The sequence below is a fragment of the Litorimonas haliclonae genome, from assembly GCF_965138505.1.
Taxonomy (GTDB): Bacteria; Pseudomonadota; Alphaproteobacteria; order Caulobacterales; family Maricaulaceae; genus Litorimonas; species Litorimonas haliclonae.
Genome location: NZ_CBCSCO010000001.1, coordinates 114,476 through 128,849, shown reverse-complemented (window position 1 = coordinate 128,849; position 14,374 = coordinate 114,476). Strand labels below are relative to the sequence as shown.

At 52.4% G+C, this 14,374-nt stretch carries 12 protein-coding genes; 10 read left to right on the top strand and 2 right to left on the bottom strand.

The features are described 5' to 3' along the window. Position 1: 1 nt before the first annotated feature. Complete coding sequence (locus ACNA05_RS00575; protein WP_415809425.1) at positions 2-2,191, bottom strand: TonB-dependent receptor domain-containing protein; 2,190 nt, start codon at positions 2,189-2,191, stop codon at positions 2-4. Positions 2,192-2,430: 239 nt separating this feature from the next. After that, complete coding sequence (locus ACNA05_RS00570; protein WP_415809424.1) at positions 2,431-2,856, bottom strand: response regulator; 426 nt, start codon at positions 2,854-2,856, stop codon at positions 2,431-2,433. A gap of 416 nt (positions 2,857-3,272) precedes the next feature. Here ACNA05_RS00570 and ACNA05_RS00565 point away from each other — a divergent pair, with 416 nt between their 5' ends. Genes ACNA05_RS00565 through murG form a run of 10 tightly spaced genes read left to right on the top strand, consistent with a single transcriptional unit; the run spans position 3,273 to position 14,360 of the window. After that, positions 3,273-3,743 (top strand): division/cell wall cluster transcriptional repressor MraZ, encoded by a 471-nt coding sequence (locus tag ACNA05_RS00565; protein WP_415809423.1) that lies wholly within the window; start codon positions 3,273-3,275, stop codon positions 3,741-3,743. Beyond that, the gene (rsmH, locus tag ACNA05_RS00560; RefSeq protein ID WP_415809422.1) at positions 3,740-4,720 is read left to right on the top strand and encodes a 16S rRNA (cytosine(1402)-N(4))-methyltransferase RsmH; all 981 of its coding nucleotides are present in this window, start codon (positions 3,740-3,742) and stop codon (positions 4,718-4,720) included. Before ACNA05_RS00565 ends, rsmH begins: the two co-directional genes overlap by 4 nt. Continuing rightward, positions 4,717-5,127, top strand: coding sequence for a cell division protein FtsL (gene ftsL / locus ACNA05_RS00555; RefSeq protein WP_415809421.1), 411 nt, complete (start codon positions 4,717-4,719; stop codon positions 5,125-5,127). The genes rsmH and ftsL overlap by 4 nt, the downstream gene beginning before the upstream one ends. Next, positions 5,124-6,803, top strand: a complete 1,680-nt coding sequence (locus ACNA05_RS00550) for a peptidoglycan D,D-transpeptidase FtsI family protein (RefSeq protein WP_415809420.1) — start codon at positions 5,124-5,126, stop codon at positions 6,801-6,803. Before ftsL ends, ACNA05_RS00550 begins: the two co-directional genes overlap by 4 nt. Next, positions 6,800-8,212, top strand: coding sequence for a UDP-N-acetylmuramoyl-L-alanyl-D-glutamate--2,6-diaminopimelate ligase (locus ACNA05_RS00545; RefSeq protein ID WP_415809419.1), 1,413 nt, complete (start codon positions 6,800-6,802; stop codon positions 8,210-8,212). Before ACNA05_RS00550 ends, ACNA05_RS00545 begins: the two co-directional genes overlap by 4 nt. Beyond that, positions 8,209-9,564 (top strand): UDP-N-acetylmuramoyl-tripeptide--D-alanyl-D-alanine ligase, encoded by a 1,356-nt coding sequence (locus ACNA05_RS00540; RefSeq protein WP_415809418.1) that lies wholly within the window; start codon positions 8,209-8,211, stop codon positions 9,562-9,564. The genes ACNA05_RS00545 and ACNA05_RS00540 overlap by 4 nt, the downstream gene beginning before the upstream one ends. After that, on the top strand, positions 9,564-10,658 hold the full coding sequence (mraY, locus tag ACNA05_RS00535; RefSeq protein ID WP_415809417.1) for a phospho-N-acetylmuramoyl-pentapeptide-transferase: 1,095 nt from the start codon (positions 9,564-9,566) through the stop codon (positions 10,656-10,658). The genes ACNA05_RS00540 and mraY overlap by 1 nt, the downstream gene beginning before the upstream one ends. Before the next feature lie 4 nt (positions 10,659-10,662). Further along, a complete protein-coding gene (gene murD / locus ACNA05_RS00530) occupies positions 10,663-12,117 on the top strand; it encodes a UDP-N-acetylmuramoyl-L-alanine--D-glutamate ligase (RefSeq protein ID WP_415809416.1) in 1,455 nt (484 codons plus the stop codon). Beyond that, on the top strand, positions 12,114-13,265 hold the full coding sequence (locus ACNA05_RS00525; protein ID WP_415809415.1) for an FtsW/RodA/SpoVE family cell cycle protein: 1,152 nt from the start codon (positions 12,114-12,116) through the stop codon (positions 13,263-13,265). Before murD ends, ACNA05_RS00525 begins: the two co-directional genes overlap by 4 nt. Before the next feature lie 3 nt (positions 13,266-13,268). Then, positions 13,269-14,360 carry an undecaprenyldiphospho-muramoylpentapeptide beta-N-acetylglucosaminyltransferase gene (gene murG, locus ACNA05_RS00520; RefSeq protein ID WP_415809414.1) on the top strand — a complete coding sequence of 364 codons (1,092 nt, stop codon included), beginning with the start codon at positions 13,269-13,271 and terminating at the stop codon, positions 14,358-14,360. The last annotated feature ends 14 nt before the right edge of the window (positions 14,361-14,374 follow it).

The window sequence follows — 14,374 nt, the reverse complement described above, 5'->3', positions numbered from 1 at the left end:
CTTAAAACCTTGCATTGACCGATAACCAGAGGCGCCGTGGTTCTTGATTGATTGCGTATTCATTTGAATAGGCCAGACTGCCGCGAGACGTGTAGGGCACATAGCTTACAAAATTATCATCCAGCAAGTTATAGACGACCGCACTCAGAGTTACAGAGTCAGAGATTTCAAAGGCTCCTCCTAAATGGAAAAGGGTGTAGCTTTTAAAATCACCCAATTGGTCTTGGGCCTCTCCGGCGCCGCGATAACGGGGCGAAGCGTATTCACTTCTGATCCAGCTATTGAGGCGGTCGGTTATTGCCCATTCGACTCTGCCATTCAATTGATGCGCAGGCGTGTTCACAAGCGGCTCCCCAATATTTGGTCCGCTGGTTTGCTCACTATCCGTGTAGGTATAGTTTGCAGAAAACCTCACATCCTCAGTGATGTTGCGTTGCAAGGAAGCCTCTATGCCCCGCGTCTCTGCTTCATCGACATTGATATCCTGGGAATACGTCGCGGGTCGTGGGTAGAAGCCATAATCCAAGCAGGCGTCGCTAGGCTCTAGCGCATTATACTCTTCCTCCGTGAGGTTGAAGGCGCAGTTTGCAAAAGTTGGGCCGGATGCAATCTTGTCGTCGAACTGGTTGTAGAAAACGGTAACATTGGCTTGCAAGCCTTGAGCACCTCTTAAATATGCGCCTGCCTCGTAGGTTGTACTGGTTTCCGGCTGTAGCGAAGGCGTGCCAAGGAAGGGAATAGTTCCCTGACCTCGGAAGCCCACAATGCCTTCGGCGATCTGTTCGAGGCGCGGCGTTTTAAATCCGCGGCTGACGCCGCCTTTAAGCGTTAAGGCATCAGACGCATTCCACACCAAATAGGCTCTGGGGCTAACATTAGATCCGAAGACGCTGTGATCGTCGTAACGAATACCTGTGGTCAGGCTGAGGCTGTCGGCAAATTGCCATTGGTCTTCGAGGAACGCGGCCCATTGGTCATGCTCGAACGGTTCCGCAGCGACGCCGTCTTGAAGTTCGGCATGCCAGAACTGGCCGCCAATTGTAAAAGTATGTTGTCCGATTTCTCTAAAGAAGCGCGTATTGAAAATCATATTTTGAGCTTCAAGTTGACGTGGGTCCCCTTGCAGCCGGTCAGTTCCGGGAACATCATCCGGAAGAATACGCCCGATCGTTTCTGTCTCATTATAGGTTACGTCGGAGTCTAAAACGCCGCCTAAAACTTCTGATGTGTGAGCAAGCACATATTGATTGCGATTGAACTTCTGCTCCGGGCCGTAACCTCTGACGCCGAGCGTTCCGAGCTGACCTTCGGAATTATCATAAGTTTGGCGTGCTATATCGACATCAACCCAGATTTTATGCCGATTATTCGGTAACAAATTCAACCGTCCCCCAAGCGACCAGATGTCTGCCTTTACCGGGCTTGGACCGCGCTGCGAGACATCTAATTCATTTCCGTTTTCGTCGAAATAGGTGAGTTCTGAAGCTTCGCGGTGATAATATCTTCCGCGTGCAGAGAAAGTGAGCAGGTCATCGGAGATGGGACCGTCGAGATAAAGGGTCGAGTTATAACTATTCCCGAAACCCTCGTCTTCTTGAAGAGTCGTGTCCAATCCTAGATCGGCTCTTAGGCGATCTGTGGCGGTTCGGGTAATAATATTAATGACGCCGCCCATGGCGTCGGAACCATATAAAGTCGACATTGGCCCACGCACGACCTCGATTCTTTCAATCGCGGATACTGGGGGAACAAAGCCTGAGGATGTATCTCCAAATCCATTAGGCGTCACATTGCCGGCGGCATTCTGGCGGCGGCCATCAACCAGGACAAGCGTATAGTCGCTTGGCATACCTCGAACTGAAATCTCGCGCCCGCCCGTTTTACCCACGCCATCACCAATATCCACGCCAGGAATCGTCGAAAGGGCTTCCGCCAAGCTATTTACCCGCTGGGTTTCTAGCTCCATGCGAGGGATAAGCGTAATGCTAGCAGGCGCCTGGCTAAGATTTTGTTCGAATCCACTCGCCGTCACGACGATTTCGTCAATTGGCTCTGCGGAGGCCATTTGAGAAATGTCTGTGTCCGATGACCCGGTATCCGCGGAGGCTCCACCCGACGGTGATTGGGCCAGGGCGGCGGGGCAAAACGCTGTCGATAGCAGCAAGGCTGGGAGGCTATATTTAATGGGCATTCTATCTCTCTAGTTTTCGTTATTGCGAATTACTCGCAAGACGGAACGCTTCATAGGGAGTTAAGAATGATTGTCAATTACAAAAAGGTTATTATTTAAGATAGTTGAAATTTGGAGCTTCTAGGGGGCGGAGCAATTCGCTCGAAGGCGCCAAACCTATTTTTAGGCAGGCGAAATTGTTTCAACGCAGACGGCTATTAAAAATTATTGATCTACAGAAAAAAGAGCGGTTGGTGCGCCTAGCTCATTAATGTCGAGATCTGGTCCTCGACCTCGTGAAAGCCAAAAGGTTTGCTCAGTCGGGGAATGTCCTCAAAGTCGCGAAAATGTTCGTTTTGTTCGCCGCCATAGCCAGTTGCAAAGGTAAAGGGGATTGCTCGAACCTTAAGCTGTTTAGCTAGTGAAAGGCTGTCTTTGCCGTTCCCCAGATCAATATCCAAAATGGCGTAGTCCGGCTTGACGATGGCGAGCGATTTTTCGGCTTCTTCGCAGTTGAAAAATGGACCCAAAACGCCATGCCCTGCGGATTCGACTGTTTCTGCCAAATCATAGGCGACGAAAGCTTCGTCCTCTAAAATTAAAATATTGAGCTTTTGGTGGGTCATAAATTTTCTAAATGAATAGTCGGTTCCTTTTATTGCTGCCACGATCAAAATTGGCGTCACAAACTAATCAAGTTTTACTCGATACTATCGGTTGATAGTCGCTTAGAATTCTGCGCCGCCATTTAAAGTATTATAATTTAACCACATCTTGGGCGCCTTGTCGTTAACCTAGTTGAAGTGACCGGGGCGATTTATGGTTGAGGTTAACAGAGTGGTGTTGCGTTATTATGACGGCCTCTGGAGATGTCCGGCGCCGAAACGGTGACGTTTGGGTTATGGATTTGGAGCTATAGTAACTCTTTGGAAATATATTCTTAACCCTTTGTTATTGTTCGTAAATAAAGAGTTATCCCCAGAAGGGTTCACAGTGTGGAAAAAGCAATCTATAGCTAATATTCCCCTAAATTGGCATTGTTTCCCATATTATCCCATGCTATCCCAAAATTAAGCTAGGCCAAGCTTATCAAGGGATTTTCATGTTTCTGTCCAGCGTGACAAACAAAGTGGATGCGAAGGGGCGGGTTTCCGTGCCGGCGGATTTCCGCGCCGTTGTCGCGGGGAGCGGCTTTGACGGCATTGTCGTCTGGCCGAGCTTCGACGGACAATATCTCGAAGGCGGCGGTATGGCGTTGATGGAAGAATATCAACGCTCCCTCGACACCCTTGATTATTATGACGAAGGCCGCATCGCCTTGCAGCGCGCCATTTTTGCGGCCAGCCGTCCTTTGCAATTTGACACCGGCGGACGGATATCCCTTCCGAAAGACTTGCACGATTATGCTGGCCTGAACGGTCATGTCACTTTTGTGGGGTTGGGGCGTCGTTTCGAAATTTGGTCTCCTGCAGCTCATGAAGAGCGGGCTGAACAAATGCGTAAGCTCGCCAAGGAAAATCGCCACCGCCTTCGTCCGGTCCAGCCGCCGCCGTTAACTGGGGGTCAGTCATGAAGCACTACCCCGTAATGTTACCTGAGGTGTTAAAAGCTTTAAGTCCGCAAGCCGGAGAGACCTATGTGGACGGAACTTTCGGTTATGGTGGTTATAGCGAGGCTATCTTGCAGGCCGAGAACTGCAAAGTTATTGGTCTTGACCGCGATCCAAATGTGGCGCCTCGTGCGGCCGAGCTGGCGGCGGAATATGGCAGTCGTTTCCGGCTTATTCAGACGCCTTTTTCCAAGCTTGACCTGCTGGGTCTCGATCCGGTGGATGCCGTGATTTTGGATATTGGCGTTTCCTCCATGCAATTAGATGAGGGGGCACGCGGATTTTCGTTTATGCGCGATGGGCCGCTCGATATGCGCATGAGCCAATCGGGCCCGACTGCAGCAGATGCCGTCATGAATTTAAGCCAGGTTCAGCTTGAGCAGTTGTTCCGTGTTTATGGCGAGGAGGCCCGGGCGCGCCACGCCGCAAAGGTGATTGTTCAGTCGCGAGACGACGCGCCGCTAACTCGGACCTTGCAGCTCGCCGATTTGCTGGAGAAGGCCTTGGGGCGACGTGGAAAAACGCATCCGGCAACAAAGGTTTTTCAGGCTTTGCGTATTTTTGTCAACGATGAGCTAGGAGAGCTGTTTCGGGCTTTGCATGCGGCGGAGCAAGCGCTCGCGCCTGAGGGGCGGCTGATTGTCGTCACATTCCATTCTCTGGAAGACCGTATCGTGAAGACATTCTTCCGGGAGCGGGCCGGCGAAATTGAAGGGGGCTCGCGTTACGCCCCGGCGGTTGAGCATACCGGCCCGCCGCCTAGTTTTTCACTTCCAAAGCGATCTGTGACTAAGCCGTCCAAGACGGAAATCAAAGAAAACGCTCGCTCCCGTTCGGCTAAAATGCGCGTCGCGGTTCGATCCGATGCCGCGCCTTGGGGCGAGTCTGAAGCTCGTGCCTTGCGGGTGCCGCAGTTCTCTGATTTGGAGGCGCTCCTATGACGACCTGCGCCCATAACCGATCCGCCAGCAAAAGGCTGAGTGCGTTTATTTTATTTGTTATCGGTGTCGCCCTGACAGTTGGGCTTTTCTATATCAAAACGCGGGCGCAAACGGCGAAAGAGGATGTTGTGCGTCTTGAGCGCGAGATTGCATCTGAAGAACGGGCGATATCTGTATTGGAAGCTGAATTGGCCTTTCGCGAGAGCCCTGAGCGTTTGGCGGGTTTGGCTGAGAGAAAGTTAGGGTTTGAGCCCATTTCGACGAAAACGACATTGACTGTCGAAGAACTTGCAGAAACCCTTCCTTTTCGAGAGGGGAAGGGGCCTACCGCAAGTGTCGATGGAGAGATTTCGGGCCCAGATAAGGCGGGTCTGCGCGGCGTCAAAGAGCGGGGCGCGCTCGAATGACCAGTTTGCAGCCCCAAAATTCGCGAACCATGCAGGTCGCAGATGATGAGTCCGAGGCCGTTTCGGAAGGGCGAATTCGTATCCGCATCGGAATGGTAGCCTATCTGTTAGTGCTTGGTTTGGTGATCGTACGGTTGGCAGAGATTTCTCTGTTTGCGCCTGAAAACCATGTCACGGAAATGCCGGGTGTGGTCAACACGTACCGGGCGGATATCACAGACAGAAACGGTGAATTACTCGCGACGACGCTTCAGACTTATTCCCTCTTTGCTGAGCCTCGCCGGGTTTGGAATCCTCGAGAAACCGCGCAGGCACTGGCCGCAATACGTCCTGATTTAAATGTGGTGGATCTTGAAGAAAAACTCAGCCGGGACTTGGCTTTCGTATGGATAGAGCGCGGCCTAACGCCAAAGGAAAGGCAGAAGGTCTTTGAACTTGGCTTGCCGGGACTGAAATTTCGAACCGAGTCCAAACGTGTCTATCCTCGGGGCAGCTTGGCGGCTCATATAGTCGGTTTCACAGATGTCGACATGCAAGGCGTCGCAGGCATTGAGAGGGCTGTGAATGATCGATTGACTCAAGATCAATCTCCATCTGTTGCCTTGTCTCTTGACATGCGGGTTCAATACGCCGTGACGGAGGAGTTGGACGCGGCGATGACTCATTTTAAAGCTTTATCGGCATCTTCTGTCGTTCTGGATATGAAGTCCGGCGAAGTCATATCTATGGTGTCTTTGCCGCATTTTGACCCCAATGTGCCGGGCGCAACTTCACCCGAAAGTCGCTATAATCATGCCTCAATGTCGACTTACGATTTAGGCTCTGTTTTTAAACCGCTGACGATGGCCATGGCCTTGGAAGACAAGGTGGCCGATCAGGAGGAGCTGTTCCCTGTGCAAAAACCCTATAAAGTTCTGAGCAAGTGGATTCGTGATGACCACCCTTCGGATGTGCCGCTGAATATGACAGGCGTTCTTGCTGAGAGTTCAAACCGCGGAACGGCCATGATTGCGCAGCGTATCGGATCTCAAAGGCAGCAATTTCATCTTCGAAATCTCGGCCTTCTGGATCGGGTGCCGATTGAGCTGGCTGAAAGCGCGCATCCACAAATTCAAGACCGGTGGGGTGAAATGGCGACGGTGACAATTTCATATGGTCACGGTCTGGCGGTTACGCCTTTGGCCCTGGCGACAGCGGTAGGAGCAATGTTGAATGACGGTTTATATGTCACGCCAACGGTTATGCGCCGTAGCGCCGCTCATCCGGAGCAAACACGCAGAGTTTTCTCTGCTGAGGTATCCGACGACCTTCGCCATATGATGCGCAAGGTTGTTACGGACGGAACGGGTAAGAAAGCCAATATTAGAGGGTATGGCGTGATGGGGAAAACAGGCACGGCGGAGAAACCGGCGAATGGCGGATATGACCGGAAGCGTCTTGTGACGTCTTTTGTCGCCGCCTTTCCTCATTCCGACCCAAGATATGTTATGCTTGTAACGTTGGATGAGCCTCAGCCTGTTGAGGGCACATATGGTTATGCTACGGCGGGCTGGAACGCCGCGCCCACTGCCGGGAAGATTGTTGAACGTATCGGGCCTATGCTTCCGGGAGCTAGAAATGCGGAGATTGGAGATGTCTCGCAAATCGCAGCTATCCGTCAGGAGGCGTCACGATGAACGACATGATTAAAGAGCTGAATGCAACGGGATTGAGCTGCGACAGCCTCGCCGTAAAGCCCGGTGTGATTTTTGCGGCTTTACCCGGCACAGTAGCAGATGGCCGAAACTATATTTCACAAGCAAAAGAAAACGGCGCCGTAGCTGTTCTTTCATTGCCTGGAACGGACACTGAGGGGCTGCCTCTCATAGCAGATGAAAACCCGCGTTTGCGTTATGCTCACATGGCAAGAGAGTTTTACCCCAAGCAGCCGAGGACCCTTGTCGCAATGACAGGAACGAACGGCAAGAGCTCAACTGTCGAGTTTCTACGGCAGCTCTGGACCCATGCCGGGTATCAGGCAGCGTGTTTCGGCACATTGGGCGTCATGTCGCCCAAGGGCTATGAGGCGATGACTCATACAACTCCCGATGCCGTGGCTTTGCATGAGACACTCCATAACCTCGCGGAGCAGGGCGTTACGCACGTTGCCATGGAGGCGTCCTCACACGGTCTCGTACAATATCGTTTGGACGGCGTAGATGTGACGGCCTCAGGGTTTTCGAATCTGACACAGGATCACTTTGATTATCACGCGAATGAAAGCGAGTATTTCGAAGCCAAAGCGCGTTTGTTTTCAGAGCTGACGCCGTCCGACGCCCCTGTCGTGATTACGGTGGACGGAACGCATGGAAAAGAGCTTGCTAAGCAGGCTCAGTCTCGCGGGCAAGAGGTCACGCGCATTGGCTGGACGGGCGATAATATCCGTATTGATGAAATTATACCCCGCGCCGCGTCGCAGGATTTAACTCTAATTATTGATGGCAAGCGCCATGAACTGACTTTGCCACTTGCTGGTGAGTTTCAGTCTTTAAACGCCGTGGCGGCATTGGCGCTCGCCCTACAGACCGGCGTAAGCCTTAAAGCCGGTCTCGAAGGCTTACAGAAACTGACAGGCGTTTCAGGGCGCTTGGAACGTGCGGGGCAAACCAAAGACGGCGCGCCTGTTTTCGTCGACTTCGCTCATACCGAAGACGGTCTGGATAAGCTTCTTCGTTCTGTCCGGCCGCACACGATGGGACGAATAGTAGTCGTTTTCGGATGCGGTGGAGATAGGGACCCCGATAAGAGGTCAAAAATGGGCGCAGTTGCGGCGAAGTTAGCAGATTCTGTCATTGTGACGGATGATAACCCTCGAACCGAAAATGCCCGCGATATTCGTCTGCAAGTAATGAAAGGCTGCCCGGGCGCCAAGAATGTTGAAGGCCGGGAGGCGGCCATCGCTTTGGGCATCTCCGAGCTGGGTCCACAAGATTGCCTTGTCATTGCCGGGAAGGGCCATGAAACTGGTCAGATTATCGGGACCAAAACAATTCCGTTTTCAGATGTGGCCGTGGCGCAGCGTTTGCTTCGGGAGCTGTCGGAATGAGTCTCTGGACGTCAAAAGATATAGCCCTTGCTACCGGCGGCGCGTCGGCGCGGGATTTTAGCGTAGAAGGTCTGTCAATCGACACGCGGACACTAAAAAAGAATGACCTTTTTGTCGCGTTGAAAAGCGAACGCGATGGGCATGACTTTATTCCCAAGGCTATCGAAGCGGGCGCTGCCGGAGTTCTAGCCGAAAAACAAATAGAAGATGCAAATACCGTTATCGTCCCTGACACGCAAAAAGCGCTGGAAGCGCTTGGCGCGGCCGGGCGTGACCGTTCAAAAGCCTTGCGTATTGCAGTCACCGGAAGCGTAGGAAAAACGAGCATCAAAGAAGCCCTAGCGACTATTTTCGCTCAATTCGGAGAGACGCATAAATCACAAAAGTCTTTCAATAATCACTTAGGCGCGCCGATCACGCTGGCAACTCTGCCGGTCGAGGCCGAATTTGGCATTTTCGAGTTGGGCATGAACCACGCCGGAGAAATTTCTGCGCTGTCTAAACAGGTCAAACCAGACATCGCGCTAATTTCGAATGTGGTCAGTGTTCACCTCGCGCATTTTGAGAGCGAAAAAGATATTGCCCAGGCGAAGGCGGAAATCATTGACGGACTTTCCTTCGACGGCACCCTTATACTGAACGGTGATAACCCGCATACGCCTTTTATAAAATCTCTAGCGGACGGGCGATCCGTTTTGACATTTGGCGAGGCAAAAGACTGCGACGTTCAAATTGTAAAAACGGAGGCTCACGCCGCTGGCGGTACCGCAACCCTGAAAGTTGCAGGGGAAGAAATTGACGTGATTTTATCCGTTCCGGGCCAGCATTGGTTTCATAATGCAGCGGCTTGTCTGGCGGTTGCTAAAGCGGCAGGGCTTGATTTGACAAAGGCGGCCAAGGCTATGGGTCAAATCGCTCCCGCTGAAGGCCGGGGAGACAGCCATGCGCTGACACTCGGCGGTAAATCATTCACTCTGATTGACGAGAGTTACAACGCCAATCCGACCAGTATGCGGGCGGCCTTTGCGGCGACCTCTTTGCGTCCCGGCCGGAAAATCGCTGTTCTTGGGGATATGGGCGAATTGGGTCCGAAGGAATTGGAATTCCACGCGGCTTTAGCGGAGCCGTTAGAAAATACGGGATTTGACCGCGTCATTCTAAAAGGCGAGTGCATGCGCGTTTTGCGCGGCGCGCTTCCGCGCATGATGCGGGGCGCCTGGACGGACAGTGCTGAAGACGTTTTATCCGCTCTGAAAGACGAAATTAAGGATGGGGACATTGTTTTGATCAAAGGATCAAACGCTGCGGGCTTAGGCGCGCTTGTCAAAAAGCTCAAAGAGGGGGCACACTAATGCTTTATGAATGGCTCGCGCCTCTATCGGACGAATTTCAGTTCTTCAACTTATTTAATTACATCACGTTCCGCGTTGGCGGAGCTTTGATGACGTCGCTGCTTATCGCGTTTATGATCGGCCCCCGGGCAATCAATTGGCTACGCTCTAAACAGGGGAAGGGTCAGCCTATTCGCGAAGATGGACCCGAAGGTCATATCATCGCTAAAGCGGGTACCCCGACGATGGGCGGTTTGCTGATTATGCTTAGCGTTATTCCGTCCACGCTCCTTTGGGGGAACTTGGCGAGTCCTTTTCTTTGGACAGTGTTCTTGGTGACGGTGGGCTTCGGCGCAATCGGATATTATGATGATTACCTGAAAGTCTCCCGCCAAAGCCACAAAGGGTTTTCCGGCAAAATCAGATTGCTGCTCGAATTTATCATTGCGGCGATAGCCGTTTGGGTTTTGACAATGGCTTTTCCTCAAGAAGGCACATTTTCAACAGGACTTGCTATTCCGCTGCTGAAAAACTTTACGATTAATCTTGGGATATTTTTTATCCCCTTTGGTTGCCTCGTGATTGTGGGTTCTGCCAATGCGGTTAATTTGACGGATGGTTTGGACGGCCTCGCTATCGTTCCGGTCATGATCGCCTGTATGAGCCTGGCCTTTATCGCTTATCTCGTTGGGAATGCGATTTTCTCTGACTATCTCGGCGTTCCTTTTGTACCAGGCAGCGCGGAAATCACTATTTTCCTCGGCGCAATTATCGGCGCCTCTTTAGGCTTTCTCTGGTTCAACGCTCCGCCCGCAATGGTATTTATGGGAGATACGGGATCGTTGGCTCTTGGCGGGGCCTTGGGAACAACCGCGGTCGCGATTAAACATGAGATTGTTCTGGCCATTATCGGCGGCCTATTCGTTCTCGAGGCGGTCTCGGTTATCGTCCAAGTGGCGTCTTATAAACTCACCGGAAAACGCGTTTTCCGCATGGCCCCCATCCATCACCATTTCGAGAAAAAAGGCTGGGCCGAGTCCACCATCGTTATCCGTTTCTGGATCATTGCCATCATTTTGGCTTTGATCGGACTATCCACTTTAAAACTGCGCTAAAAACATGATCAAGGCTTCTCAATTCGCAGGACAAACTCTCGCCGTCTTCGGTCTGGGCCGAACGGGGATTAGTGCTGCTCTGTCTCTACAGGCAGGGGGCGCGACCGTATTGGCTTGGGATGATCGGGACGAGGGACGTCAAGCCGCAGAAGAGAAGGGCGTGACGCTCGGAGATTTAGAGACGGCGGATTGGAGTAAAATTGACGGTTTGGTTCTGTCGCCCGGCGTTCCCCATCACTTGCCAAAGCCGCATTGGTCAGCAGACCTGGCTAAACAGGCAGGTGTCCCGATTATTTGTGACATCGAAATTCTCGCCCGTGAAGTCTCTGCAATATCTGAAAATAACAGGCCTAAAATTATTGCGATTACAGGAACGAATGGAAAATCCACAACAACGGCCCTCATCGGACATATTTTAAATGAATGCGGTAAGGACGCTCAAATCGGGGGAAATATCGGGCGCGGCGTTCTGGATCTCGACCGCATCCATTCCGGTTCTTACCTCGTCATTGAGCTGTCGTCTTATCAACTGGAGCGCACCTTCTCTCTTCGCGCCAATGCAGCGGTTCATTTGAACCTCAGTCCTGACCATTTGGATCGTCACGGCGATATGGTGGGTTATGGGGGTGCGAAAAAACGTGTATTTCTCAACCAGACGTCCGAGGATTCAGCTGTCATCGGAACGGACGACGAGGCGGGCAAAGCTCTGCTGTGTGAAATGATTGCCAGAAAATCAGCGAATGTGGTCCCGATTTCGGCCAGACGCTCTATTGGTTCAGGAGTCTTTGTTCTCGGAGGGAAGCTGTTTTGCACACAAGGAAAACGGGTAGAAGAAATTTGCGACCTCGGCAAAGCGAAAGCGCTAGAAGGTCAGCATAACTGGCAGAACGCCGCCGCCGCCTTTGCCGCCGTAAAATCTCTCGGCTTGAAACCCCGTGATATTGCGAAAGCCATTCTAAGCTTTCCGGGCCTGTCCCACCGTATGGAGACTATCGGAACGGCGGGCAAAGTGCGCTTCGTTAATGACAGTAAAGCGACCAATGCCGACGCCGCGCAACAGGCGCTTAATAGCTATGATGAAATTTTCTGGATTGCAGGCGGCGTTGCCAAAGAACAGGGGATTGAGCCCTTAGTGCCATTAATGAAAAATGTGAAAAAAGCTTATCTAATCGGAGAAGCTTCCAAGAGTTTCAAACGCACCCTGACCAAGGCAAAGGTCGACCACAAAGTCTCCGGGCATCTGCAAATGGCGGTATATTGCGCAACGCGCGACGCTCTGGAATCGGGGGCCGCCAATCCTATTGTTTTACTTTCTCCAGCCTGTGCCAGTTTTGATCAATTTGCCAATTTCGAAATACGGGGGGATGCGTTCCGCCAGCATTCACAACAGATTATAGATTTGTTCGAGGCTGAAATGAAAGCCAAACGCGGTGAGGGTAAGAAAGCGATGGCTTCATGACGTTTTTGAACGCAAGCAATCCGTTTGTCTCGCGCACGCACCGTACGCCTATCGGTGAATGGTGGCGCAGCGTAGACCAAATTCAGTTGGGCATTTTGATTATTTTGATTGGTGCCGGGCTGATCCTTTCCATGGCCGCATCCCCGGCTGCGACGGCGCGCCTTGACTATGGCAATCCGTTTTTCTTCTTATATCGTCATGCTTTCTTTGCCGCCCTCGGACTTGGCGGCGCGATTTTTATTTCATTTATTGGGCCGAACTGGGCCCGGCGACTAGGGGTGGTGGCACTTCTGGGGTCGATGGCCTTGCTCGCGGCGCTTCCCTTTATAGGCTTTGAGGTAAAAGGCGCGGTTCGCTGGATCAGGCTCGGCGCTTTTTCTCTTCAGCCGTCTGAATTTGCTAAGCCTGCCTTTATCGTTTTTGCGGCATGGATGTTTTCGGTCCGTAAGCGCGATCCAAATGTACCCTCGGTGGTTATTGTCTTTGGTGTATATTTTGTATTGATTGCAATGCTGATTACCCAGCCGGACTTCGGCCAGTCTTTTCTAATTACCCTAGGGTTCGCGGCTGTCTTCTTTTTTGCAGGACTCTCATTGGGTTGGCTTTTGGCGTTAATGGGCGTTTCGCTTTTGGGCGCTGTGGCGGCTTATATGGCCCTTCCGCATGTGCGCGATCGCGTAACGGCGTTTATGTCTCCCAACTCGGCAGACAGCTATCAGACTGATAAAGCCCTCGAAGCTATTGCGAATGGCGGCTTATTAGGCCGCGGGCCGGGGGAGGGCGCGATTAAATACAGCCTGCCGGACGGACATACAGATTTTATCTTCGCCGTCACGGTGGAAGAGTTTGGATTTTTGATTTCGGTCGTGCTGATTGTGCTGCTCGCCACATTTGTTATCCGGGCCTACCGAAGCGCTTTGCGATTAAACGACTATTTCTCGCAGCTCGCCGTCGCCGGATTGGCAACACTCGTTGGGATGCAAATGGTCATCAACCTGTTCGTCAATCTCAACATGGCCCCGTCAAAAGGCATGACGCTTCCCTTTATCTCCTATGGGGGCTCATCCTTGCTTTCGCTCTGCTTCACGGCAGGTCTTATCCTCGCCTTTACGGCCAAACGGCCCGGCGCTTACGGGTACGGAAGCTAGGGCGTGCCGCAAAAAGGCAAAAAGCTTTTAATGGCCGCAGGCGGAACGGGCGGGCATATGTTCCCCGCGCAGGCCCTTGCCGAAATTCTAAAAGCTGAGGGCTGGGAGATTGCCTTGATGACCGATGCGCGCGGCCGAAAACACGCGGGGCGTATTCCGGCCGATCCGATTATTGACGTCAAAGCGGCAAGTATATCTCCACGAAAACCAATTGCCGCGGTTAAAGGCGTTGTCTCTCTAACCCAAGGCGTGATGCAGGCGAGGCGGTTTATCCGTCAGTGGAAACCAGACATCGTCGTCGGGTTTGGCGGCTACCCCGCCTTTCCCGCGATGCGCGCCGCCCAGAGGATGGGCATTCCTACGCTTATCCATGAACAGAATGCCTTTTTGGGTCGGGTTAATCGGGTTTTTGCTAAAAAGGCCTTATGTGTCGCGTCTGGGTTTGAGGATCTGCAGAAACTTCCCGAGGAAGCCGTTCACCGTTCCATTGGTAATCCCCTCCGTGAACAAGTTATCAAGGCGGTCCCCAAATCTTATGAGCCTCCCACGGACCAGATAAACCTTTTAATTGTCGGCGGAAGTCTTGGGGCGAGGATTATCAGCGAGGTCATGCCGAAAGCAATTGCCAGCCTGCCCGAAAGCCTCCGCAGGGAACTTCACGTCACTCAGCAAACACTTCCGGACTACCAAGACCTTGCTCGAACCACCTATAAAGAGGCCGGCGTGAGCGCCACTTGCGAAACTTTCTTCTCTGATATTGAGACCCATCTGGCGGACGCGCACTATATTATAGGCCGCGCCGGGGCGGGGTCTGTGTCCGAAATTGCGGTCATGGGAAAGCCCAGCCTGCTGGTTCCGCTTGCTATCGCGATGGATGACCATCAAACGGCCAATGCAAAGTCACTTCAGCGCCTCGGCGCTGCCGATATTCTGCCCGAATCCGAGTTTACGCCAGAGCGTGTAAAATCTATCTTGGAGGAACGGCTCAGTGATTCGACCTGGCTTAAAACCGCAGCAGACGCCGCCCGATCCGTCGGTAAGCCACATGCCGCAACCGATCTCGCGGCGATGGTGTCTGCCTTCGCCGATCAATGACAGACCCGGCTTAG

Excerpts from the sequence above, each read along its gene's own strand:
- ACNA05_RS00575 (WP_415809425.1), bottom strand. The coding sequence starts at position 2,191 with ATGCCCATTAAATATAGCCTCCCAGCCTTGCTGCTATCGACAGCGTTT.
- ACNA05_RS00565 (WP_415809423.1), top strand. The coding sequence starts at position 3,273 with ATGTTTCTGTCCAGCGTGACAAACAAAGTGGATGCGAAGGGGCGGGTT.
- rsmH (WP_415809422.1), top strand. The coding sequence starts at position 3,740 with ATGAAGCACTACCCCGTAATGTTACCTGAGGTGTTAAAAGCTTTAAGT.
- ftsL (WP_415809421.1), top strand. The coding sequence starts at position 4,717 with ATGACGACCTGCGCCCATAACCGATCCGCCAGCAAAAGGCTGAGTGCG.
- ACNA05_RS00550 (WP_415809420.1), top strand. The coding sequence starts at position 5,124 with ATGACCAGTTTGCAGCCCCAAAATTCGCGAACCATGCAGGTCGCAGAT.
- ACNA05_RS00545 (WP_415809419.1), top strand. The coding sequence starts at position 6,800 with ATGAACGACATGATTAAAGAGCTGAATGCAACGGGATTGAGCTGCGAC.
- ACNA05_RS00540 (WP_415809418.1), top strand. The coding sequence starts at position 8,209 with ATGAGTCTCTGGACGTCAAAAGATATAGCCCTTGCTACCGGCGGCGCG.
- mraY (WP_415809417.1), top strand. The coding sequence starts at position 9,564 with ATGCTTTATGAATGGCTCGCGCCTCTATCGGACGAATTTCAGTTCTTC.
- murD (WP_415809416.1), top strand. The coding sequence starts at position 10,663 with ATGATCAAGGCTTCTCAATTCGCAGGACAAACTCTCGCCGTCTTCGGT.
- ACNA05_RS00525 (WP_415809415.1), top strand. The coding sequence starts at position 12,114 with ATGACGTTTTTGAACGCAAGCAATCCGTTTGTCTCGCGCACGCACCGT.